20 protein-coding genes are annotated in these 21,579 nt (G+C 49.2%); 18 read left to right on the top strand and 2 right to left on the bottom strand.

Annotation, left to right across the window (positions count from 1 at the left end; all coding sequences use genetic code 11):
• Window positions 1-12: 12 nt before the first annotated feature.
• The 6 genes from sufB to sufT all read left to right on the top strand — a co-directional run bounded on the left by sufB (window position 13) and on the right by sufT (window position 6,086).
• Window positions 13-1,449: a Fe-S cluster assembly protein SufB gene (gene sufB / locus DUW71_RS05910; RefSeq protein ID WP_119394322.1), complete on the top strand. Its 1,437-nt coding sequence runs from the start codon at window positions 13-15 to the stop codon at window positions 1,447-1,449.
• 9 nt (window positions 1,450-1,458) lie between these two features.
• Window positions 1,459-2,223, top strand: coding sequence for a Fe-S cluster assembly ATPase SufC (sufC, locus tag DUW71_RS05905; RefSeq protein WP_119394321.1), 765 nt, complete (start codon window positions 1,459-1,461; stop codon window positions 2,221-2,223).
• Window positions 2,220-3,428, top strand: coding sequence for a Fe-S cluster assembly protein SufD (gene sufD / locus DUW71_RS05900; RefSeq protein ID WP_119394320.1), 1,209 nt, complete (start codon window positions 2,220-2,222; stop codon window positions 3,426-3,428). Before sufC ends, sufD begins: the two co-directional genes overlap by 4 nt.
• Window positions 3,428-4,645, top strand: coding sequence for an aminotransferase class V-fold PLP-dependent enzyme (locus DUW71_RS05895; RefSeq protein ID WP_119394319.1), 1,218 nt, complete (start codon window positions 3,428-3,430; stop codon window positions 4,643-4,645). Before sufD ends, DUW71_RS05895 begins: the two co-directional genes overlap by 1 nt.
• A 548-nt stretch (window positions 4,646-5,193) precedes the next feature.
• Entirely contained in the window at window positions 5,194-5,553 is a 360-nt protein-coding gene (locus tag DUW71_RS05890; RefSeq protein ID WP_119394318.1) for a HesB/IscA family protein, read from the top strand.
• Window positions 5,553-6,086, top strand: coding sequence for a putative Fe-S cluster assembly protein SufT (gene sufT / locus DUW71_RS05885; protein WP_119394317.1), 534 nt, complete (start codon window positions 5,553-5,555; stop codon window positions 6,084-6,086). The genes DUW71_RS05890 and sufT overlap by 1 nt, the downstream gene beginning before the upstream one ends.
• A 2-nt stretch (window positions 6,087-6,088) precedes the next feature.
• Here sufT and DUW71_RS05880 read toward each other — a convergent pair whose 3' ends face one another.
• Complete coding sequence (locus DUW71_RS05880; protein WP_119394316.1) at window positions 6,089-7,180, bottom strand: HD domain-containing phosphohydrolase; 1,092 nt, start codon at window positions 7,178-7,180, stop codon at window positions 6,089-6,091.
• A gap of 78 nt (window positions 7,181-7,258) precedes the next feature.
• On the opposite strand from DUW71_RS05880, the gene DUW71_RS05875 reads away from it, so the two are divergent.
• Entirely contained in the window at window positions 7,259-8,692 is a 1,434-nt protein-coding gene (locus DUW71_RS05875; protein ID WP_119394315.1) for an HDOD domain-containing protein, read from the top strand.
• Here the strand turns inward: DUW71_RS05875 and DUW71_RS05870 are convergent.
• On the bottom strand, window positions 8,689-9,507 hold the full coding sequence (locus DUW71_RS05870) for an AraC family transcriptional regulator (RefSeq protein WP_158583893.1): 819 nt from the start codon (window positions 9,505-9,507) through the stop codon (window positions 8,689-8,691). The genes DUW71_RS05875 and DUW71_RS05870 overlap by 4 nt on opposite strands.
• Window positions 9,508-9,634: 127 nt before the next feature.
• Here DUW71_RS05870 and DUW71_RS05865 point away from each other — a divergent pair, with 127 nt between their 5' ends.
• From DUW71_RS05865 to DUW71_RS05815, 11 genes are all read left to right on the top strand, one after another.
• Window positions 9,635-10,789 carry an aminotransferase-like domain-containing protein gene (locus DUW71_RS05865; RefSeq protein WP_119394313.1) on the top strand — a complete coding sequence of 385 codons (1,155 nt, stop codon included), beginning with the start codon at window positions 9,635-9,637 and terminating at the stop codon, window positions 10,787-10,789.
• 140 nt (window positions 10,790-10,929) lie between these two features.
• A complete protein-coding gene (locus DUW71_RS05860; RefSeq protein WP_119394312.1) occupies window positions 10,930-11,343 on the top strand; it encodes a SufE family protein in 414 nt (137 codons plus the stop codon).
• A gap of 34 nt (window positions 11,344-11,377) precedes the next feature.
• A complete protein-coding gene (gene ndk, locus DUW71_RS05855; protein WP_119394441.1) occupies window positions 11,378-11,785 on the top strand; it encodes a nucleoside-diphosphate kinase in 408 nt (135 codons plus the stop codon).
• Window positions 11,786-11,935: 150 nt separating this feature from the next.
• Window positions 11,936-13,084 (top strand): 23S rRNA (adenine(2503)-C(2))-methyltransferase RlmN, encoded by a 1,149-nt coding sequence (gene rlmN / locus DUW71_RS05850; RefSeq protein WP_119394311.1) that lies wholly within the window; start codon window positions 11,936-11,938, stop codon window positions 13,082-13,084.
• Between the two features lie 2 nt (window positions 13,085-13,086).
• A complete protein-coding gene (locus DUW71_RS05845) occupies window positions 13,087-13,863 on the top strand; it encodes a tetratricopeptide repeat protein (protein ID WP_119394310.1) in 777 nt (258 codons plus the stop codon).
• Between the two features lie 124 nt (window positions 13,864-13,987).
• A complete protein-coding gene (gene hisS, locus DUW71_RS05840) occupies window positions 13,988-15,274 on the top strand; it encodes a histidine--tRNA ligase (protein ID WP_119394309.1) in 1,287 nt (428 codons plus the stop codon).
• The gene (locus tag DUW71_RS05835) at window positions 15,274-15,900 is read left to right on the top strand and encodes a YfgM family protein (RefSeq protein ID WP_119394308.1); all 627 of its coding nucleotides are present in this window, start codon (window positions 15,274-15,276) and stop codon (window positions 15,898-15,900) included. Before hisS ends, DUW71_RS05835 begins: the two co-directional genes overlap by 1 nt.
• Entirely contained in the window at window positions 15,897-17,039 is a 1,143-nt protein-coding gene (locus DUW71_RS05830) for an outer membrane protein assembly factor BamB family protein (protein ID WP_119394307.1), read from the top strand. Before DUW71_RS05835 ends, DUW71_RS05830 begins: the two co-directional genes overlap by 4 nt.
• Window position 17,040: 1 nt before the next feature.
• Window positions 17,041-18,408, top strand: a complete 1,368-nt coding sequence (gene der / locus DUW71_RS05825; protein ID WP_119394306.1) for a ribosome biogenesis GTPase Der — start codon at window positions 17,041-17,043, stop codon at window positions 18,406-18,408.
• Window positions 18,409-18,739: 331 nt separating this feature from the next.
• A complete protein-coding gene (purB, locus tag DUW71_RS05820; RefSeq protein ID WP_119394305.1) occupies window positions 18,740-20,107 on the top strand; it encodes an adenylosuccinate lyase in 1,368 nt (455 codons plus the stop codon).
• Between the two features lie 583 nt (window positions 20,108-20,690).
• Window positions 20,691-21,458, top strand: coding sequence for a DsbA family protein (locus DUW71_RS05815; protein ID WP_119394304.1), 768 nt, complete (start codon window positions 20,691-20,693; stop codon window positions 21,456-21,458).
• The last annotated feature ends 121 nt before the right edge of the window (window positions 21,459-21,579 follow it).

The following is a 21,579-nucleotide window of genomic DNA, read 5'->3' as shown; positions in this document are numbered from 1 at the left end:
GAGAGAGCCATTATGACAGAGCAAATCGATAAGGCACTCGAGCGCGAATACGAAGCAGGCTTCGTATCCGAAATTGAGTCAGACACTTTCGAACCGGGGCTAAATGAAGACGTTGTAAGACGGATTTCAGCAGTAAAGGGCGAGCCTGAATGGATGCTGGAATGGCGCTTAAAAGCTTTCCGTATTTGGCAAGAAATGGAAGAGCCAGATTGGGCGCACGTAGGTTACGATAAAATCGATTACCAAGCGATTTCGTACTACTCAGCACCAAAGAGCATGGCCGATAAGCCTAAATCGCTTGATGAAGTTGACCCTGAGCTAATCGAAACCTACAACAAGCTGGGTATTCCATTGCACGAGCAAGAAATGCTGGCTGGTGTTGCCGTGGATGCGGTATTCGACTCGGTTTCGGTTGTTACAACTTTCCGTGAAAAGCTTTATGAAGCGGGCGTTATCTTCTGCCCAATTTCTGAAGCTGTGCACAAATACCCTGAGCTGGTGCAAAAGTATCTTGGTTCGGTTGTACCGCAAAAAGATAACTACTTTGCTGCGCTAAACTGCGCCGTATTTACTGATGGCTCGTTTGTTTATATTCCAAAAGGCGTTCGTTGCCCAATGGAATTGTCGACGTACTTCCGTATTAACGAGCAAAACACTGGTCAGTTTGAGCGTACCTTGATTATTGCCGACGAAGGCAGCCATGTCAGCTACCTAGAAGGTTGTACGGCGCCACAGCGCGACGAAAACCAGCTGCACGCAGCCGTGGTTGAGCTAGTGGCAATGGACGATGCCGAGATCAAATACTCGACGGTGCAGAACTGGTACCCAGGTGACGAAAACGGCAAAGGTGGCATCTACAACTTTGTGACCAAACGTGGTGTTTGTCATACCAATGCCAAAATCTCTTGGACGCAGGTAGAAACTGGCTCGTCGGTTACGTGGAAGTACCCAAGCTGTGTACTAAAAGGCGACAACAGCATCGGTGAGTTCTACTCAGTGGCGCTAACGCGTGGTGCTCAGCAGGCAGATACCGGCACCAAGATGATCCATATTGGTAAAAACACTAAATCAACGATCATCTCAAAAGGTATTTCAGCTGGTAAGAGTAACAACAGCTACCGCGGTTTGGTTCGCATGAACCCTGGTGCCGACGGGGCGCGTAACTTTACTCAGTGTGACTCGTTGCTGATTGGCGATAAGTGTGGCGCGCATACCTTCCCGTATGTGGAAAGCCGCAACCCAAGCGCTATTGTTGAGCATGAGGCAACCACGTCAAAAGTAAGTGACGACCAGATGTTCTTGTGTCAGCAGCGTGGTATCGACCCAGAAAAAGCCGTTTCTATGATCGTGAACGGTTTCTGTAAAGAAGTATTCAAAGAACTGCCAATGGAATTCGCCGTTGAGGCAGGCAAACTATTGGAAGTGAGCCTTGAAGGCTCGGTAGGTTGAGGAAGAAAAATGTTAAAAATTAATAACTTGCAAGCAAGCGTTGAAGAAAAACAGATTCTTAAAGGCCTCAACCTAGAGATTAATCCAGGTGAAGTGCATGCCATCATGGGTCCTAACGGTGCCGGTAAATCAACGCTTGGCAACGTTTTGTCTGGCCGCGACGGTTACGAGGTGAATGAAGGCAGTGCAGAGCTTGATGGTGCCGACCTTTTTGACCTAGAGCCAGAAGAGCGTGCCCATGCTGGTTTGTTCCTAGCATTCCAATACCCGGTAGAAATTCCTGGCGTTTCAAACCTTGAGTTTTTAAAAGCAGCGATTGAAGCGCATGCAAAAGCCAACGATATTGAACCGCCAAGCTCAGCAGAATTGCTAAAACAAGCAAAAGAAGCTTGTAAAGCAGTCGATTTACCATTGGCATTCTTGAAGCGTGGTGTGAACGAAGGCTTCTCAGGTGGTGAGAAAAAGCGCAATGAAATCCTTCAGATGATGCTGCTAAAACCAAAGCTAGCGATTCTTGATGAAACCGACTCAGGTTTAGACATCGACGCTCTTCAGGTTGTTGCAAAGGGTGTTAACAGCATGCGTGCTGCCGATCGCTCGCTCATCGTGGTCACTCACTACCAGCGTCTACTTGATTACATCAAACCTGACTTCGTCCACGTTTTGGCGGATGGCAAAATCGTTAAGAGCGGTGGCCCTGAGCTAGCGCACGAACTAGAAGCGCAGGGTTATGCTTGGCTAGAAAATGGTGAAAAGGCAGGTGAAAACGCATGAGTCACTGGTTCGAAAACGCCATTGAGCGCGGCGAACAGTTAACTCTGAGCGCCCAGCGCACAGCCAGCCTAGAGCTGCTGAAAAATACCCCGTGGCCAACGCGTAAAACTGAAGCTTGGAAGTACACACCGCTAAAAGCTGTGCAAGGCTTTAACGCCACGGCAAGTGAAGTGCTTGCGGCAGAGCAAATCGAAGGCTTACAAGCCATCGACGTTGTACCGGGCTCTGAGTTGCCAACGGAACTACCAGCTGGTTTAACAATGCAATGGTTAGCAGCAGATGACGTTGATGCGTCGCTGTTCCAACAAGTTAAACCAAACCGTCACCTATTTGGTTTGGTTAACGATGTGCTGGCAGAAAACGTGCTGCAAATTCGTGTTGCGGCCGGTACTGAAGTTGCCACGCCAATTCGCATTGTGCAGCAACTAACGGCTGGCAGTGAAACACACGTACGTGTATTGGTTGAGATAGAAGAAAAAGCATCACTAACTGTGATTGAACAGTTTGCTGGTTCTGAGCAGTCACTCAACACGCTATTTGCTGAGTACCGCATTGCCGATGATGCCAAGCTAGAGCACTACCGTTTAGCACTGCAAACCGAGCAAGCAATGAGCTTGGGCGGCAGCCACTTCCAACTGTTTGACCGCTCGCAGTTAAACAGCAATGTGGTTGGTTTTGGCTCTGACGTCAGCCGTATTGATATGGACGTGCGCCACAGCGGCCAGCATGCGTTTGCCAAGCTTAATGCAATCTACTTGTTAGATGGCAAAGAGCTATTCGACCTGCACAGCACCATTGAGCATGAAATGCCAAACGGCACCACCGAAGAGAACATTCGTGGTATCGCAGCGGGCAGTGCTCGTGCCGTATTTAATGGTCGTATTCACATTCATCGTGATGCACAAAAAACTTTGGCTGAACTAAACAACCGCAACTTGCTGCTAAGCAACAAAGCGGAAATTAATACCAAGCCAGAGCTAGAAATTTACGCTGACGACGTGCGTTGTGCCCACGGTGCAACGATCGCCGAAACAGATAAAACCGCACTGTACTACCTACAGTCGCGTGGTATTGGCAAAGAAGAAGCACAAATCATGCTGAACTTTGCTTTCATCAATGAGCTGGTTGACGACATGCCAAACCAAGCCATTGCTGAGTGGTTGCGCCCACAATTGCGCCAACGTTTTGCCAAAATGGGGGAATAATGAGCTTCGACGTACAGGCAATCCGCCAACAGTTTCCAATTCTTGGCCGCGAAATCGACGGCCAGCCTTTGGTTTATCTTGATAACGCTGCGACCACTCAAAAGCCGCAAGCTGTTATTGATGCCTTGGTGGATTATTATTCGACCTGTAACTCGAATGTTCACCGCGGTGCCCACCGCTTGGCAGACGAAGCAACCATGCGTTTTGAAGGTGCGCGCGACACATTGGCGCACTACCTTAACGCCTATCATCGCGAAGAAGTGATTTGGACTTCTGGTACGACCGAAAGTCTAAACGTTATCGCCCACGGCCTAGCGCAGCAGCTAAAGGCTGGCGATGAAGTCATGGTCACCGAGATGGAACACCATGCCAACCTAGTGACTTGGCAACAAGCTTGTAAAAAAGCGGGTGCAACATTAAAGGTGGTACCAATCAACGAACTAGGTGAACTAGACGTTGAGCAATACAAGGCAATGCTTAGCGATAGCACCAAGCTGGTTGCGATACCACATGTATCCAATGCGCTAGGCAGCATTAACCCAATCGTTGAGCTAACCAAGTTAGCCAAAGAAAAGGGTGCCTTGGTGTCAATTGATGGTGCCCAGGGTGCAGCGCATTTTAAAATTGATGTACGTGAAATTGGCTGCGATTTTTATTCGTTTTCTGCCCACAAACTATACGGCCCAACGGGTGTTGGCATCTTGTGGGGCAAAAAAGAAGTATTAGAAAACTGGCCAGTGTGGCAAACCGGCGGCGAAATGATCAGCGAAGTCAGCTATCAAGACGCCACATGGAATGTATTGCCATACAGGTTAGAAGCTGGCACGCCAAATATCGCTGGCGCGATTGGCATGGCGGCAGCAGTGAGCTGGTTCGCTCAACTTGATTACGATGCCGTGCAAGCGCACGAAAAAGCGCTACTAGCGCACGCAACCAAGTTGGCAGAAGGCATTGAAGGCCTAACCATTATTGGCCAAGCGAAAAACAAAACTGGTGTGCTTAGTTTCATAATGGAAGGTGGTCACCCAGCCGATATCGGCTTTTTGTTAGACCGCCAAGGCATCGCCATTAGAACCGGCCACCACTGCGCCGAGCCACTGATGAACAAACTAGAAGTACCGGGCACAGCCCGAGCATCTTTTGCCATCTACAACACCATCGAAGAAGTAGACCGCCTCTTCGAAGCACTGGCAAAAGTGCGAATGATGCTGGACTGATTCGAGGCTCTTTGGGCTTCGCAGCCGTTGTAAGGTGATAGGCTCGCGGTAGTCAGGTCTGTGACACGCCGTGGATACATCCATGTAGGCTCGCACTTGCCATCCATGGCAAGTGACGGTCACCGACCTAACCACCACAAACCTATCACGCTTTTACAACGGCTAATGAAGAGCCAATCCCGAGTGCCCAGCAAGGTGCTGCTTTCGCAAGTGGATGGCCTAGTAGAGGCTTACACTTTTGGATTGCATAGCAACTAGAATTTAGCTTGATGGATAGCCTACATGCGGGTTGTCGCAATCAGCCTCTTAGCGCTTGCCGAATATGATGCTGCGGGAGCAGAGGGGAGGAATTTTTGAGACCGTCATTTCCCAGGGATGGGAAATGCGAGCATACACGGACGTACTAGCTGCGTGTCGAAAAAATTTCTACCACTGCTCCGCAGCTCAACTACAAGGCTCAAACCGCTAAGAGGTCTGCTTGGCGACAGTCTGCTATAAAGGCATCGAGCAATCACAGCCGTCGACTTGCAATCGGCAGGAGAGTGAATATGACAGTAAATAGTTTTGATCCCAATGCGCCGGTGGTTTCGGTGACTGCGGCAGCGATTAAGCATTTTGAGAAGAAGCTTGAAAAAGCGGACGGCCAGATTGTGCGCCTTGATACCAAGGTGAGTGGCTGCACGGGTTATCGTTATGTGTTGGATTTTGTTGAGGCTGCTGAAGCTGATGACAAGGTTCAGGTACTTAATGACAAGGTAACCTTGGCGATTTCGCCAGCGGCGCTTAAACTTGTGCGCGGCACCGAGATCGATTTTGTTTTAGAAGGCATTAATCGGGTGGTGAAGTTTAATAACCCTAACGTCGTGTCGGAATGTGGCTGCGGCGAAAGCTTTAGCGTGGAAGAATAATGCAACAAAGCATGGTGGTAACCCAGCGCGACTGTCCTGCACGTCGTGTGCCGTCGGGTGATCCGGTGATCATTCCTAATGGTCAGTTCATCACGATTAACCAAAGCCTTGGTGGTAACTACACGGTTACTTGGCAGGGTAATATGCTGCGCATCGATGGCACAGATGCTGACGCCATTGGTTATGAGCAGCAGCAACTTGAGTTCGATGATGATGGCAGTGGCCAGATCAACGAAGAACAAGTGTGGGCCGCACTGGATACTATTTTTGACCCCGAGATCCCTATTAGTATCGTTCACCTTGGGCTGGTGTATGGCATTGCATTGAACCAAGACACAGGTGTGGTGGATATCCGTATGACGTTAACGGCACCAGGTTGTGGAATGGGGCCTGTACTGGTAAGTGATGTGGAATACCGCGTTGCCAAGGTACCAAACGTGAACGAGGTGAAGGTGGAGCTGGTGTTCGACCCCCCTTGGCACAAGGATATGATGACAGAAGAAGCTCAGTTAGAGGCAGGGCTGTTTTTCTAATCTCACTGTTTTTGGTAGCGGCCGCCAAAAGTTGGGTCTTCTTGGTAGCATTGCAAGAAGGCCGCCACCACGTATTTGTCATACTCACTATCACTGCCTGCTTTGATTGTCTCCATTGCGTACTCTGCACCGAGCGAGTGGCGAAACTGGCGGTCGTTGATGGTGTAATCAAAGGTGTCGGCGACGGCGATGATTCTTGCTTCCAAACAGATCATCTCGCCAATTAAGCCACTTGGATAGCCAGAACCATCAAGCCGCTCATGGTGTTGGGCAATCATGGTTGCAATTGGCCATGGGCTGTTAATATCTGCCATGATTTTACCGCCTGCTTCAGCGTGATAACGCATCAGGGCTTCTTCCTCAGGTAATAACTCACTCGTTTTGTTCAAAATTTGGCTTGGCGTAGATAATTTGCCAATGTCATGCAACCAAGCGCCCATTATTAGGCCTATTTTGATTGTTTGAGGAATGGCCATTTTGTCGGCGATTTTTTCGCACAAGTAGGCAACATTGGCTAAATGTATCGCTGTATGCGGATCGTACAACTCGAATGCCTTGGCGAACGCTTGGCTCATTTGCTGTAATAATACTATTGCCGAGTCCAGACTCAGCTCATCGTGTGCATGTTGGCTATAAACAGCTTGAGCAGCGCTCGTAACCTGTACCCATTCAGATTCTATTATCTGGTGAACTAAGTGTGCATCGTCATCGGTATAGGCTGTCGCTCGGTTGCCAACGCCCACAATACCAACAATTCGGGTGTCGAGAATGACAGGTAAGCTCATATGATTGGTGACTGGGAAGTGCCCTCTTGGTAAGGCTTGCGAGTTGTAGTTGTTGTGAAACACGGGCTGACGCTGGCGCACGCAATCCGCCCATACGCCTGCCGAGGCAAGCGGGTAATGACTAGCATGTATAAGCTGACACTGATCCATAACCCGTTCAGACCAAACGGCAAGTTGGATCTCTTCGGTACTTTCGTTGAAAAGGTGCAAGTAACCAATTTCGCTGGCTGTTGCTTGCACAATATGATTAATCAGCAGTTCGAATGGCTCGTTATAAACGTTAAATCTTTGATTTTCTGCGATCAACATAAGCCACCAAGATTCTCAGTGCATAAACAATTTTGTTCTATGATTAGAGTGTAGCTAGCTTTGTAGGAAGCGTAAGAAGTGACCGATAGTGCGCTGGACTTGCCATTAAAACGAGAAGACTGGGTTGAGTATTTAGATGGCTCAGACTTTTCTGCCATGATGGAAACTGTTCAGCAAATTATTGCCATCACCGAAGACCAAAACAGTAGCGCGGAGCAATTGCGACAAGTCATCATCCATGATGTTGGCTTGACCAGTCAGATTGTAAAAGTAGCCAACTCAGTCATTTTTAATGCCAGTCAAGCTCCCATCAGAACCATCATGCAAGCCGTACTTCAACTAGGCTTTGATGAAATTCGCAATATAGCGCTATCGGTGGGGGTAATCCGTACTGGCGAACAACTAAATAGTCATGCCCAGGAAGACCTGCTCAGAACGTTAGCGCGCTCTTTTCTAACAGCGATGCTAGTTAGAAAGCTACTTAGCGGGCGTTTGCCGCAAGCAAGAGTAGATGAGGCATACATTGCAGGTTTAATGATTAATGTGGGCGAGGTTGCATTTTTAGCCGACCCCATTTGTCGTAAAACTAAGTATTTTGAGTTGCTCCCAGAAGGAAAACATCTCGCTGCACGGGCAGTTATGCATATGTCATTTCCCGAGCTCAGTATTGCTTTGCTTAAACAATGGCAAATGCAAGGGTTGATGTTACAAGTGCATTTGAAAACAGCCAAACCAGAGCCAGCATTGATAGGTGTGCGCTTGTGCCGACAAATTGCCGATGGCTTGCATGAAGGGATTCACAGTAAAGGCTTGCATCGCTTTATTGAAAGCTGGGCGAGCATTTCTGGCACTTCGGTAAAAGAAGCCAAAAGGGCAATTGTAAAAACTGCGCAAGGTGCTGTCGCCAGAGCAGCTGCCATGGATACCAAGTTGATCGCCGACTACATTCCGTTAGGCGTTGACGTTCAAGCACCAGTGCGGCCCGTGTTATCGCCGGAGGAAATGGAACATCGGGTGCTTGAACTGATGCAAGAGTTTAGCCAGCTGGCGCTCGAGCCACTAAATATCAATGCATTGTTTGAGCTGGGTGCGAAGGGGATTTTTGAAACCACTGGTGCTGATCGCGTAGCGTTAATTATTATTAATCCACGTACACGTAAACCTGAATCTCGTTACGTGTATGACTACGAAAAAACAGGCTGGAACATCGACTTCACATCTATGGGTGATGCGAAGCAAAATCAGCGTTTACTCACCTGGATTCAAGCACTAAAAGGGCCGCGCTGGCTGCGCGATGAAACGCGCTTAGACGGTATGCGTATTGGTGTGTTTAAAGAGCTGTTACCCGAAGGGGATTGCATGATTGCGCCGTTAGTCTTGGCTAACAGGCTGGTTGGATTTATTTATGCCGATGGCAAAGGCAGTGAGCTAACGGAGCCTGTATTTTTGCGTTTTAAGCTGCTTGCTAGTCAAATTTCCATGGTGATGACGTCAGCCGCAACGCATCGCTAAATCTGCAAGGGTAGGCGTAGCGCCAAATCAAAAGTTGTTTGCGTACCCGATAAGTGATTTTGGAAAAACAACCCGTGTGCTGGAATGGGTAGCGTGCGCAATGCTTGCGTGGGCATGTATTGGTAATACAAATACTGCCACAAGTTCAGTACATCTCCATATTGCCCTTGGGCGCGACAACTTAAGAACCAACCACCAGGTATTTCCATTCGGCCCACGCCAGCAGGAATCTTTTCAAGGCTAGCAACCGTGAGGGCCGCAACGTAGCGGCACTCTGTTCTTGGCGTGAGCAGCGGGTTGCTGTGGTACAGGCTCAACATTTGGCCTGTTTTTACCTTGTTGCTTGCTTGCCAAAACGCGAGTTGTTGCCAAGCTTGTCGAATACTTTGGTCATAGCCTTGATGGCGCAGGTAAATGACCGGCTGTGCGGCAAGCTGAATGACTTCTGGCTCGCTCATCCTTAGTGTTGGTGAGAGCTGAAAGTCTGCTTGGCTAACGTGTGTTTGATACTGGTTTTTGCGCCACTGTTTTGGGGTAACACCAAAATATGCCCTAAAGCTATGGGAAAAACTCGCAATAGACTGAAAACCACATAGGTCAGCTAGCTCTGCAATGGTTTGATTAGGATGAAAAACCAATAAATTAGCTACCCACTCCAAGCGCGTTTGCCGAATGTACTGGTTAATGCTCAAACCTGTTTGCGCTTTAAATAAACGCTGAAAGTGAAAGCTTGAATAGCTAGAGCGCTTAGCCAGTTCTGCAACGCTAAGCGGGGCGGCAAGCGAGCGGTGAATTTGGTGCAGTGCATCGTTCACACATTGGTTTTGACGACTAGATGGCATACTCAATTAAAATCGCACAAATGAACAATTATTAGCGCACAAATCGATAATTATTACACGTTAAATTAGCGCAAACTGTGCAAAAAATTGGAGAGTTGTCATGTTCTCAAATGCTGCATTACAAATAGAGTCATCATTCATTCGCGATATTTTGGCAGTTAGTCAGCAACCAGGCATGATTTCCCTAGCGGGTGGCATGCCGGCTTCTGAATTATTGCCATGGCCACAGCTACAAGCTCAGTTTGGGAAGTTAAGCCAGGGAGATTTGCAATACTCACTAACGCCAGGCCTGCCTGCATTGCGCGAGCAGGTTGCCAAACAGTTGGTGACCGACTGCGACATCAGTGGTGATGAAATTATGATCACCACTGGCTCGCAGCAAGGTTTGGATTTAATTACGCGCACGTTAATTAACCCAGGCGATAAAATCATTGTTGAAGCACCAACTTTTCTAGGTGCTTTGCAAACCTTCCAGGCGTCGCAGGCAGACATTCTAGCCGTACCTACCTCCCCTGAAGGCCCAGATATGGACGCCTTAACGCATTGTTTAGAAACCAATGCGGTGAAGTTCATCTACTTGCAGCCGAACTTTCAAAACCCAACTGGGTTTAGCTACACCCTAGCGCGTCGCCAGCAACTAGCAGAACTGGCTCGTCGATACAATGTGCTCATTGTCGAAGACGACCCTTATGGTGCTTTGCGCTACGAGGGTGAGGCATTGCCATCGCTATATAGCATGGTGCCAGAGCACTGCGTGCGTTTGGTGTCATTCTCAAAAACGGTTGCACCAGGTTTGCGTTTAGGTTGGCTGCAAGCAAGTAGCGCTATTCAAATGCAGTTGAACAAGTTCAAGCAAGTTGCCGATTTGCATAGCTCATCGCTCAATCAACAGCTGCTAGTTGCGTTTTTGCAGTCGCCAGACTTTGATGCCCATATACAGACGTTGCTAAACGTTTATCGCCAGCGCTGCGATGCCATGCATAATGCGCTCAGCGACCAGTTAGGTGATCAGGTGAGCTGGCAAAAACCACAGGGTGGCATGTTTTTTTGGCTAAACTTGCATCGCGATGGCAACTGGAAACCCTTGTTCGACTCAGCTATCCGTGAAAACGTTGCTTACGTGCCTGGTGCGGCGTTTTATTTTGATAAACCATCACAGCAGTTCGCGCGTTTAAGCTTCAGTAATGTGTCTGCAGAACAAATTACGCAAGGCATTGAGCGCCTTGCGCAAGTGTTTAACGAGGCTACAGTCTAAACTGCTCGGTTGTTGAGTTGAGCTTGCGGCTGGCTACAAATAGGTCAGTCCAGCTGTTATAGCAACCCATCGCTGCGGTAGGATTGCCGCAGTGATTTCGCTACAATGCGCCACCAACGAATAACTCAGCAAGGGCAGTTATGAGCATTCCAAGTACAGAAACAATTGTTGAAGATCTGTCGTTTTTTGACAGCTGGGAAGAGCGTTACAAGTACATTATTGATCTTGGCCGTGAGTTGCCTGAAATTGATGCCGCACTCAAAACAGACGAGCGTTTGGTAAAAGGCTGTCAATCTAATGTTTGGCTTGCCGTGGATATTGCCGGGGAGCGCATGCAGTTTGCCGTGGACTCCGATGCACACATCGTTAAAGGACTGCTAGTGCTGGTGTTGGCGGCTTACCATAATAAGACCGCTAAAGAGATTGTTGAGTTTGATATACAGTCTTATTTTGCCGAAATTGACCTAGAGCGCCACCTAAGCCCTACACGCGGTAATGGATTGCGTGCTATTGTGGCTAAAATCCAGCAGCTTGCGAAAGCATCGCTAGGATAAATCAATAGAACAATAAAGATTCAGGGTGATGACAGTGGCAATTGAAAGAACATTCTCAATGGTGAAGCCAGATGCAGTTGAGCAAAACGCTATTGGCCGCATTTACGCCAGGTTCGAAGAGGCAGGCCTAAAAATCGTAGCGGCCAAAATGATTCACATGGACCGTACCATGGCAGAAGGTTTTTATGCTGAGCACAAAGGCAAACCTTTCTTCGAGCCCTTGATCGAGTTTATGACGTCGGGCCCAGTGATGGCGCAAGTGCTAGAAGGTGACAATGCAGTTCAGCTGCACCGTGACCTACTCGGCGCTACCGACCCGACCAAAGCCGCACCAGGCACGCTGCGCGCAATGTTTGGCAGTGTTATGCCTAAGAATGCAGTACACGGCAGTGATGCAGTGGAATCTGCCGCCCGCGAAATTGCTTACTTCTTCGGCGAGTAGTCCGCCATCTTGCTGACGGCGCCGACCCACTCCCTAGTTTGGCGCCGTCAAACCCTCAGTTATTTCTGACTATTTTGTATACAAGTCTTGTAATTTCTACCATTGCTGGTAAATAAGGCGCCGAGAAAGAGTTATCACGTTGGAGCCCGCATGGCAGAAGCAGTAGAAAAAGTGAATTTGCTCGGTATGACCCTACCGAAAATGATTGAATGGTTTGAAGCCATGGGGGAGAAAAAGTTTCGCGCTGTGCAGGTGATGAAATGGATTCATGCGCACGGCGTTGATGACTTTGAGCAGATGACTGACGTTTCCAAAAAACTGCGTGAGAAGCTTCAGCGCGTGGCAGAAATTCGCCCACCAGAAGTGATTTGGCAAAAAGACTCAGCCGATGGCACCCGCAAATGGGTTATGCGCATGGATGGCGGTAGCGCCATTGAAACCGTATTTATTCCCGAAGATGATCGAGGCACACTTTGTGTGTCATCGCAAATTGGCTGCGCCCTTGATTGCTCATTTTGTTCAACCGGTAAACAAGGGTTTAGCCGCGACCTTACCACTGCAGAAATCATTGGCCAGGTGTGGCTAGCAGCTAAGTCGTTTGATAAACCAGGCCAGCCCCGCGAGCGGCGCGTAACGAACGTAGTAATGATGGGTATGGGTGAGCCGTTAATGAACTACCGGCCTGTCGTTGATGCAATGCACCTCATGCTTGAAGACAACGCCTATGGTATTTCCAAGCGCCGTGTCACCCTGTCTACCTCTGGTGTAGTGCCAGAAATCGAAAGGTTAGGGGATGAAATTGATGTGTCGCTGGCGCTGTCTTTACACGCGCCAAACGATGAGTTACGTAATAAATTAGTACCTTTGAATCGTAAATATCCCCTGGAACAGGTGTTAAGCACCTGTAGAGAGTACTTACGCAAGTGCGGTGATAGCAAAAAGCGTGTGTTGACCATTGAGTATACCTTGATGAACCAAGTCAACGATGAGCTAGCCCACGCAGAACAAATGGCTAACTTACTGCGCGAAATTCCGTGTAAGATCAACCTAATTCCATTTAACCCGTTTCCTAACTCTGGCTACGAGCGTCCGAGTAACAACCGTATCCATCGCTTTCGCGATCGGTTAACCGAGCTTGGTTATAATGTCACCATACGCAAAACTCGTGGTGATGATATCGATGCAGCCTGTGGGCAGCTAGCGGGTCAGGTTCAAGACCGTACGCGCCGCCAAGAGCGCTTTATCAAACTGGTTGAGGCTGGCGGCACAGCTGCTGAACGGGATTTTTCTAAGAGGTAACTATGCATTTTCGTGCTCTGCTTTTAATTGGTGTTATGGCTATAGCTGCAGGCTGTGCAACCACTAACCCTGCCCAGCAACAGCAAACTCAACGTGCTCAGCAGGCACAGGTAGATATTGGCTACGCGCAGCTAAAGCGCGGTAAATACCAAGAGGCGAAGGCCGCTTTCGGGCGTGCGCTCAGCATTGATCCTAACTCTGCTGGTGGTCACTTTGGTATGGCGCGCATCCATGAAGTAGAGCTCGATTATGAACGAGCAGAAGCGGCATTTGAGAAGTCTTTGGATATCAAATCAGACCCTCAGGTTCATCACAGCTTTGGCGCTTTTTATTACAACCGTGGCCGCTTTGCCGAGGCCTACCAACAGTTCCGTTTGGCGTCGCAAGACGACTTCTACCCGCAACGCGCCATTGTGTTTCAATCAATGGGCTATGCTGCACTGCAGCAAGAGAAACTTGATCAGGCCGTGATCGACTTTGGTCGTGCTCGTGCCCTAGATGCGACACTTTGGACCAGTGTGTTAGCCATTGCCGATATCGAGTTTGGTCGCGGTAATATCGACGCAGCCCTAAAACAGGTGTTAGAACTCGACCGCTTAGATCGCGCTGATCTAGTAAAAGCCAACCCAAACACCTTGCTGCTACAAATCAAAGTAGCGCACGCTGCCAATGAAAACTCGTTGCGCGATGCGTGGCGTATCCGCTTAAAGCGCGAGTTCGCTCGCACACCACAAGCCCAAGAACTGCGCCAATGGGAAGCCGACAAGGGTTTAAGTTAAGGCGATGGCGTGTTCATTTGGCACGATAAAAAGTGCCAAAGCCTCACTAAGCTCTTTTAGCTAGGATTCAGCTCATGCTATGATGCGCGGCTAATTCGCGCCATAGCATAGTTAGGAGAAAAACGTGGCTAAAATAACCGGTATCCGAGGAATGAACGATGTTTTGCCAGGCGACTCAGCCCGCTGGCAGTATTTGGAAAACATCGTCCGCCATTTATTGGCGCAATACGGCTACCAAGAAGTGCGCACGCCGGTTGTTGAGCAAACGCCCGTATTTACTCGCGGTATTGGTGAAGTCACTGATATTGTAGAAAAAGAAATGTACACCTTTGAAGATCGCAGCGGTGATAGCCTATCGCTGCGCCCAGAGGGAACGGCTGGCTGTGTGCGCGCCATGATCGAAAATGGCCTATTGCACAACCAAACTCAAAAAGTTTGGTATCAGGGATCAATGTTCCGCTACGAGCGCCCGCAAAAAGGTCGCTATCGCCAGTTTAATCAAATTGGTGTTGAAACCTTTGGCTTAACGGGTCCTGATATTGATGCCGAGCTGATTGTACTAACGGCGCGCCTATGGAAAGCTTTGGGTATTGACCATGCCGTGACTTTGCAGCTTAACAGCCTAGGTACCAGTGAAGCGCGAGCTAACTATAAAGCGGCACTCGTCGACTACTTGAATAGTCGCAAAGATCAATTAGATGAAGACAGCCAGCGTCGTTTAAGCACCAACCCAATGCGCATTCTGGACTCAAAAAACCCGCAAACACAGGCTCTGCTTAGCGAAGCGCCAAGCTTGCTGGATTGGTTAGACGAAGAGTCGAAAGAACATTTTGCTGGCCTAACATCACGCTTAGATGCATGCGGCGTAAGCTATGAAGTTAATCCGCGTTTGGTTCGTGGCCTAGATTATTATGGTAAAACCGCGTTTGAATGGGTAACCGATGCACTGGGTGCACAAGGCACCGTATGTGGTGGTGGCCGCTACGATGGTTTGGTAGAGCAGTTAGGCGGTAAAAGTACCCCAGCAGTGGGTTTTGCCATGGGGGTTGAGCGTTTACTGCTATTGATTGAAGCGCTCAACCAGTTCCCAGAAGACTTAACCAGTACTGCCGACGTTTATATCGCGGTGATGGGTGAAAAAGCTGAACAAGTTGTGATGCCGTGGGCAGAACGCCTACGCACAGACGCGCCAAACTTACGCATTGTGGCCCATAATGGCGGCGGTGGCTTTAAAGCACAGATGAAAAAAGCGGATAAGAGCGGCGCGCACTTTGCTTTAATTATCGGTGACGACGAAGTTGCCAATGAACAAGTTGCAGTGAAAGATTTACGTGGTGATGCCGAGCAAGTCTCTCTTCCATTAGCAGACGTCGCAAACCACCTTATTACAAAAATTGATGGAGTGAACTGATGTACGAGACCGATCACGAACAGGGTGAAGCGATCAAAAAATGGTTAGCCCAATGGGGTGTGTATGTGTTGCTAGCCATTGTGGCCCTTGGTGGCTTAATGCTGGGCACCAAGCTTTATCGCGAGTCGGTAGAAGCAAACCGCCAAGCGGCGAGTGATAGCTTCTTGAAAGTTGTTGAATTGGTATCGGCGAACCCAGTGGATGTTCCGGCAGTACAAGAGGCAATTGATGCCGTACAAGCTGAGCACCCGGATACCACTTACGCATTCCTGTCGCAGTTATTTGAAGCACGCTTTGCCATGGACGAAGGCATGCCAGAGCAAGCGGAAGAAATTCTAACGCAAGCACTGGCGGCAGCACCGACTGATGAACTTGCTGATGTGGTGGAGGTTCGTTTAGCGCGTGTTCATTACCATCGTGGTAATTATGAAGCAGCATTGGCTGCATTAGCGGATGCACCAAGTCAAGCTGGTGCGGCGCTAGAGCTAACGGGTGATATCCATGTGGCTCAAGGCGATATTGCCGCAGCAAAAGAGGCCTATCAATCAATGCTAGACTTGGGTGACAGCCAGCCACGCGGCCCTGTTGTGCAACTAAAATTGAATAATTTGCCAGGTGAAGAATGAAATACGCGCTTAGCGCTTTAATTACGCTTAGCTTGGTCGGTTGTGCGTCAACCGGCCCGCAAGCGCCAAGTATTACCCCTGTTGCCGGCTCTCCTGAGCCGGTTACACGTTGGGCGATCGATATTGTTGATCGCCAAGGTGGTATCGACTACCAAGACTCGGCGCGTGTGCGCCAGTTGGTGCCTGATGTTGACCAATCGTTAGCGTTTGCCGCGTTTGGCAACCAGGTGGTTAGTGGGCAAATTGATGCCGGTGCTGAAGTGTGGCGCACGCAGCTCGACGAAACCGTCGCGGCGGGGCCTGTAGAGCAAGATGGCCGAGTGTTTGTCACCACCGATAATGCCGACTTAATTGCGCTAGATAGCAACACGGGTGAGGTGTTGTGGTCTGTTGAATTGCCAGCTCGAAGTGATGCCTTAGTGGCTGTGCAAGGGGATCGGGTAGTTGTGCAAATGCAAGACGGCACCGTACAGGCGCGTGCCGTTAGCAATGGTCGTACGTTTTGGAGCTATCGCAGCGCTTCACAGCCCGACCTAAGCCTAATTGGCACAGCCAACCCAGTATTAGCCAACAACCTTGTGATTGTCGCTAACGCCAATGGCAGTGTGTTAGCGCTATCGCTCGCTAGCGGGGAAGTGGCTTGGGAATATCGTCTAAGCTATCCAAAAGGTGCCACGCCGGTAGCCCAATTAGTAGATGCCGATGCCACACCATTAATTAGTGGCAATACTGTGCTGGCAACTGCTAACGACGGTGTGATTTATCAAATTGACCTAGCCAGTGGTCGGGTATTGGGCGACTTAGAGGCGAGCTCACTTGAGCAGTTGCTATTGGCAGGTGATCGCCTAGTTGTGGCAGAAGAAAGCGGCAGTGTTGTGGCCTTAAATAGTGCTGGTGAAGCACTGTGGCGCAACGATGCCATGTTAGACCGAGCGCCGTTTGCGCCGGTATTTTGGAATAATGCAATTTGGGTAGCGGATACCTTTGGTGCCCTTATTGCGATTGACCCAGAAACGGGTGAAACATTATCAGCCAAGCAAATGGATATATCCGGCTTGGCTGAATCCCCAGTTGTGACAGACGAATGGATGCTGTTAATGTCGGCCGATGGGCGTCTAGCTGGGATCAAAGTGAGGTAAAATGCTTCCTGTTATTGCACTGGTTGGTCGCCCAAATGTGGGTAAATCAACTGTTTTTAACCGCTTCACCCGCAGCAGAGATGCTTTGGTGGCGGACTATTCAGGCCTAACCCGAGACCGTCAATACGGCAAAGGTCAGCTTGACGAGCGTGAGTTCATGGTTATTGATACCGGTGGTGTGACCGGTGAAGAGCAAGGGCTCGACGCTGAAATGGCGAAACAATCGTATATGGCGATTGAGGAAGCGGACGCGGTACTGTTTTTAGTAGATGGTCGCAGCGGTATTGTTGAAGGTGATCGTCACTTAGCCGAAATGTTGCGCCGCATTGATAACAAGCCAATTTGGCTAGTGGTCAATAAAACCGATGGTATTGATGCGGACGTCGCGTGCTCTGAGTTCTGGGAGCTTGGTTTGGCCATTCAGCCATTTCCGATTGCGGCGTCGCAAAACCGTGGCATGCGCTCGTTACTCGAGACTGTGCTCGACAAGGTAGCCGAAGGCTTTGTTGATCCTGAAGAGCATTTGCCAACCGACTGGCGCGGCAGGCGAATTGCCGTGATTGGCCGCCCAAACGTCGGCAAGTCAACGCTGGTTAACCGAATCCTAGGTGAAGAGCGGGTAGTGGTTTACGACCATCCGGGCACCACGATGGACTCGATTTATATCCCATTTGAGCGCCATGGCGAAGAATACACCTTGATCGACACCGCTGGTGTGCGCCGGCGTAAAAATATTAAAGAAGCCGTTGAGAAGTTCTCGATTGTTAAAACCCTAAAAGCAATCGATGATGCCAACGTTATTATCGCCGTCTTTGATGCCCGTGAAGGAATTGTTGAGCAAGACTTGACCATGCTGCGCTTTGCGCTTGAGGCAGGTCGTGCTTTGGTTATTGCGATCAACAAATGGGATGGCATGACCGGCGAAGAAAAAGAGAAAGTGCGCACCGACATTAGCCGACGCCTTGAGTTTGTCGACTACGCCGACCTGCACTTTATCTCGGCTAAGCATGGCACCAATGTGGGTCACTTGTTTGAGTCGGCTGATGTGGCGTATGAGTGTGCGTTTGCCAAGTGGTCAACTAACTTCCTAAGCGAAATTCTGCAAGGGGTGGTAGAAAACCACCAGCCACCATTGGTCAATGGTCGCCGTATTAAACTACGTTATGCCCACCAAGGTGGCAGCAACCCACCACGTATTGTTGTGCACGGCAATCAGGTAGACAAGTTACCTGGCAGCTACAAACGGTACATGGAAAACACCTTCCGTAAAGTGTTGGAAGTATCGGGTACGCCAATCAAGTTTGAGTTCAAGAGCGGTCATAACCCATACGCCGATAAAAGCGAAGGGCGCCGTAAAACGCGCCGCTAGGTTGCTCCCCCAGTCATTCCCGCGCAGGCGGGAAGTAGGTCTGTAAGTCATGTGGCACCAGCCGCATGCTTGCAGACACACCCAAAACTACTCCATGGTTACTAGGTCATTCCCGCGCAGGCGGGAATCTAGTTGCAAGTTCACTCAGCAAACTAGACACCCGATAAAACCACTCGGGTGTGACGCAGGCAGTTGGCAACAAGTCACTAAGCCACCTCGCACAACAAACGCAAACTGAAACATCACAACAGATGCCCCCTGTGGGCATTCCATGTATAATCGCGCGCACCTTAAATCAAGTCATCAAGCATCATCTATAGAGTGGAGCCTCATGGATCTTTCAGCACTGACAGCTATTTCTCCTGTAGACGGCCGTTACGGCAGCAAAACAGCTAGCCTGCGTCCAATCTTTAGCGAATACGGCCTAATTCGTTTCCGCGTAACTGTTGAAGTTCGCTGGTTACAAAAGCTAGCCGCCAACCCAGGCGTAGCAGAAATTGGCCCATTCAGCGCTGATACCAATGCGTTCCTAGATGCCATCGTTGACAACTTCAATGAAGCCGATGCACAAACGGTAAAAGACATCGAAGCAACAACAAACCACGATGTGAAAGCCGTTGAGTACTTTCTGAAGAAAAAACTAAGCGAAAACGCAGAACTTGCCAAAGTGCTTGAGTTTGTTCACTTCGCATGTACCTCTGAAGACATTAACAACCTATCGCACTCTTTGATGCTCAAAGAAGGCCGTGATGCGGTGATTCTGCCAGCAATGGAAAAAGTTGTGGCAGCGATCAAAACCTTGGCAATCGACAATGCCGAGCTGCCAATGCTATCGCGCACGCACGGCCAAACGGCGAGCCCAACGACCTTGGGTAAAGAAATGGCGAACGTTGCCTACCGTCTAGAGCGCCAAGTGAAACAACTTAAGAACGTTGAGCTGCTAGGTAAAATCAACGGTGCAGTGGGTAACTACAATGCCCACTACGCAACCTACCCAGAAGTAAACTGGGAGCAGAACGCACAAGAGTTCATCGAGTCACTGGGCCTAGTATTTAACCCATACACGACTCAGATTGAGCCGCACGACTGCATCGCAGAGCTTTATGATGTTGTCGCTCGCTTCAACACCATTTTGATCGACTTCGACCGCGATATTTGGGCCTACATCTCTAATGCTTACTTCAAGCAGAAGACGATTGCTGGTGAAGTCGGTTCTTCAACCATGCCACATAAAGTTAACCCAATCGACTTCGAAAACTCGGAAGGTAACTTGGGCATAGCTAACGCAACCATGGCGCACCTGGCTCAAAAATTACCAATTTCGCGCTGGCAGCGTGACCTAACTGACTCTACTGTGCTTCGTAACATGGGCGTTGGTTTAGCACATAGCTTGATTGCCTACGAAGCAACACTAAAAGGTATCAGCAAGCTAGAAGTCAACGCAGCACGTTTGGCTGAAGACCTAGACAATGCTTGGGAAGTGATGGCAGAAGCGATTCAAACCGTGATGCGCCGCTATGCCATTGAAGAGCCATACGAGAAGCTAAAAGCCTTCACCCGTGGCAAAGCAATCACCAAAGACATGATGATTGAGTTTATTGGCACGCTTGAACTGCCAGAAGCAGAAAAAGCACGCTTACTAGAAATGACACCAGCGACCTACATTGGTTCGGCTGTCGCGCAGGCAAAAGCCATTTAAGCTCACCGGGGGGGGGGGCATCACGGCACACCCCGTAGGTTGCACGGCTGCGTTGTTTTTGCAGCCGGGCAACTGTCATTCCCGCGCAGGCGGGAATCTAACCACCGCATGCAAAACAGCAAACTAGATCCCCGATAAAAGCACTCGGGGATGACTGCATTAGTCAAAAAACCTACACCAGGTACCGTAAAAAACCACAGAGTGTTACCCATTACTCAAAAAAGCTGACAACTTGTTCAGCCTAGGGTTCTCTTTATTTGCTACCATTGAAGCGAATGAGGGGGAGCTGTGCGCTTACTATTTTTAATTTTTATATTGTTGGCAGGTGAAGTGTATGCGGTCGTTTCCGTGCAACACTGCCCAGATTCTGTAGATAATGTAGAAGAGTGCGTTGACCTCTCATGTGTAAAGGCGCTACCGTCTCTGCTAACCATGGCTGGCGAGTGCGTGACAGGTAATGACTGCAGTAGGTTGAAGCCCAGCCCACATGCAGGCTACCGAACACCAATTTTAGATCCACCCATCAGGGTAGTAAGCATCTAAACCCAGTAACACTAACAATTAAAAATGTGTGGATAAGTTAATGAAAAAATTATTAGTAACCGGCCTTTTGATGGCAGCCCCATTTACCTTTGCTAACGACGACGTAGATGCGCAAGTTGAGCAAAAGCTAAACGAGTACTTCGCAAGCGAAGAATTTGACCAAGTGATTGATGACGCAATCAATCGTTATGTTGTACGCCAACAAGAAGCGCAGCGTGACGCTCAGCGCCAAGCCGCGCGTGACCAAGCTAGCTCGCTTATACCAGTAGGCGACAACGATTACGTTCGTGGTAACCCAGACGCGCGCTTTACCCTACTTGAATACTCAGACTACGAGTGCTCGTTCTGTAAGCGTTTCCATAGCACTGCTAAACAGTTCCTTGAGCGCAATGAAGACGTAAACTGGGTATATCGCCACTTCCCACTGGACTTCCATAACCCGCTAGCAACACGCCAAGCCGAAGCAGCGGAATGTGTGGGTAAAGTTGGTGGTAACGACGCGTTCTGGGCTTACTCAGATGCAATCTTTGAACGCACCAACTCAAATGGCAATGGTATGGATGCTGCTGAGCTAGTGCCTATGGCGGTTGAGTTAGGTTTAGACGAAGCAGAAGTGCAAGCCTGTATTGATGCTGGCGAGTTCCGTCCTAAGATCCAACTACAGATTCAAAACGCACAATCTGCAGGTGTATCTGGTACGCCAGGTAACTTCCTACTAGATAACGAAACTGGCGACGTTATCCCACTAGCCGGTGCGCAGCCACTGCAAACACTAGAATCAGCACTGGCTGATCTAGCAGCTGAATAAGCTTTGCAGAATAAAAAAAACCCGGCAACTGCCGGGTTTTTTTATATATTCAGTTCATACAGGCCAAGGGTGATGCTCACCATTGCTTTTGTTCACAATTTGGTAAAACTACCCTTGGTGT

Origin of the sequence: Salinibius halmophilus (genome assembly GCF_003577475.1) — a bacterium.
Classification (GTDB): domain Bacteria; phylum Pseudomonadota; class Gammaproteobacteria; order Pseudomonadales; family Natronospirillaceae; genus Salinibius; species Salinibius halmophilus.
This window is presented reverse-complemented; position numbering and strand designations above follow the sequence as displayed.

Excerpts from the sequence above, each read along its gene's own strand:
- sufB (WP_119394322.1), top strand. The coding sequence starts at position 13 with ATGACAGAGCAAATCGATAAGGCACTCGAGCGCGAATACGAAGCAGGC.
- sufC (WP_119394321.1), top strand. The coding sequence starts at position 1,459 with ATGTTAAAAATTAATAACTTGCAAGCAAGCGTTGAAGAAAAACAGATT.
- sufD (WP_119394320.1), top strand. The coding sequence starts at position 2,220 with ATGAGTCACTGGTTCGAAAACGCCATTGAGCGCGGCGAACAGTTAACT.
- DUW71_RS05895 (WP_119394319.1), top strand. The coding sequence starts at position 3,428 with ATGAGCTTCGACGTACAGGCAATCCGCCAACAGTTTCCAATTCTTGGC.
- DUW71_RS05890 (WP_119394318.1), top strand. The coding sequence starts at position 5,194 with ATGACAGTAAATAGTTTTGATCCCAATGCGCCGGTGGTTTCGGTGACT.
- sufT (WP_119394317.1), top strand. The coding sequence starts at position 5,553 with ATGCAACAAAGCATGGTGGTAACCCAGCGCGACTGTCCTGCACGTCGT.
- DUW71_RS05880 (WP_119394316.1), bottom strand. The coding sequence starts at position 7,180 with ATGTTGATCGCAGAAAATCAAAGATTTAACGTTTATAACGAGCCATTC.
- DUW71_RS05865 (WP_119394313.1), top strand. The coding sequence starts at position 9,635 with ATGTTCTCAAATGCTGCATTACAAATAGAGTCATCATTCATTCGCGAT.
- DUW71_RS05860 (WP_119394312.1), top strand. The coding sequence starts at position 10,930 with ATGAGCATTCCAAGTACAGAAACAATTGTTGAAGATCTGTCGTTTTTT.
- rlmN (WP_119394311.1), top strand. The coding sequence starts at position 11,936 with ATGGCAGAAGCAGTAGAAAAAGTGAATTTGCTCGGTATGACCCTACCG.
- DUW71_RS05845 (WP_119394310.1), top strand. The coding sequence starts at position 13,087 with ATGCATTTTCGTGCTCTGCTTTTAATTGGTGTTATGGCTATAGCTGCA.
- DUW71_RS05835 (WP_119394308.1), top strand. The coding sequence starts at position 15,274 with ATGTACGAGACCGATCACGAACAGGGTGAAGCGATCAAAAAATGGTTA.
- DUW71_RS05830 (WP_119394307.1), top strand. The coding sequence starts at position 15,897 with ATGAAATACGCGCTTAGCGCTTTAATTACGCTTAGCTTGGTCGGTTGT.
- der (WP_119394306.1), top strand. The coding sequence starts at position 17,041 with ATGCTTCCTGTTATTGCACTGGTTGGTCGCCCAAATGTGGGTAAATCA.
- purB (WP_119394305.1), top strand. The coding sequence starts at position 18,740 with ATGGATCTTTCAGCACTGACAGCTATTTCTCCTGTAGACGGCCGTTAC.
- DUW71_RS05815 (WP_119394304.1), top strand. The coding sequence starts at position 20,691 with ATGAAAAAATTATTAGTAACCGGCCTTTTGATGGCAGCCCCATTTACC.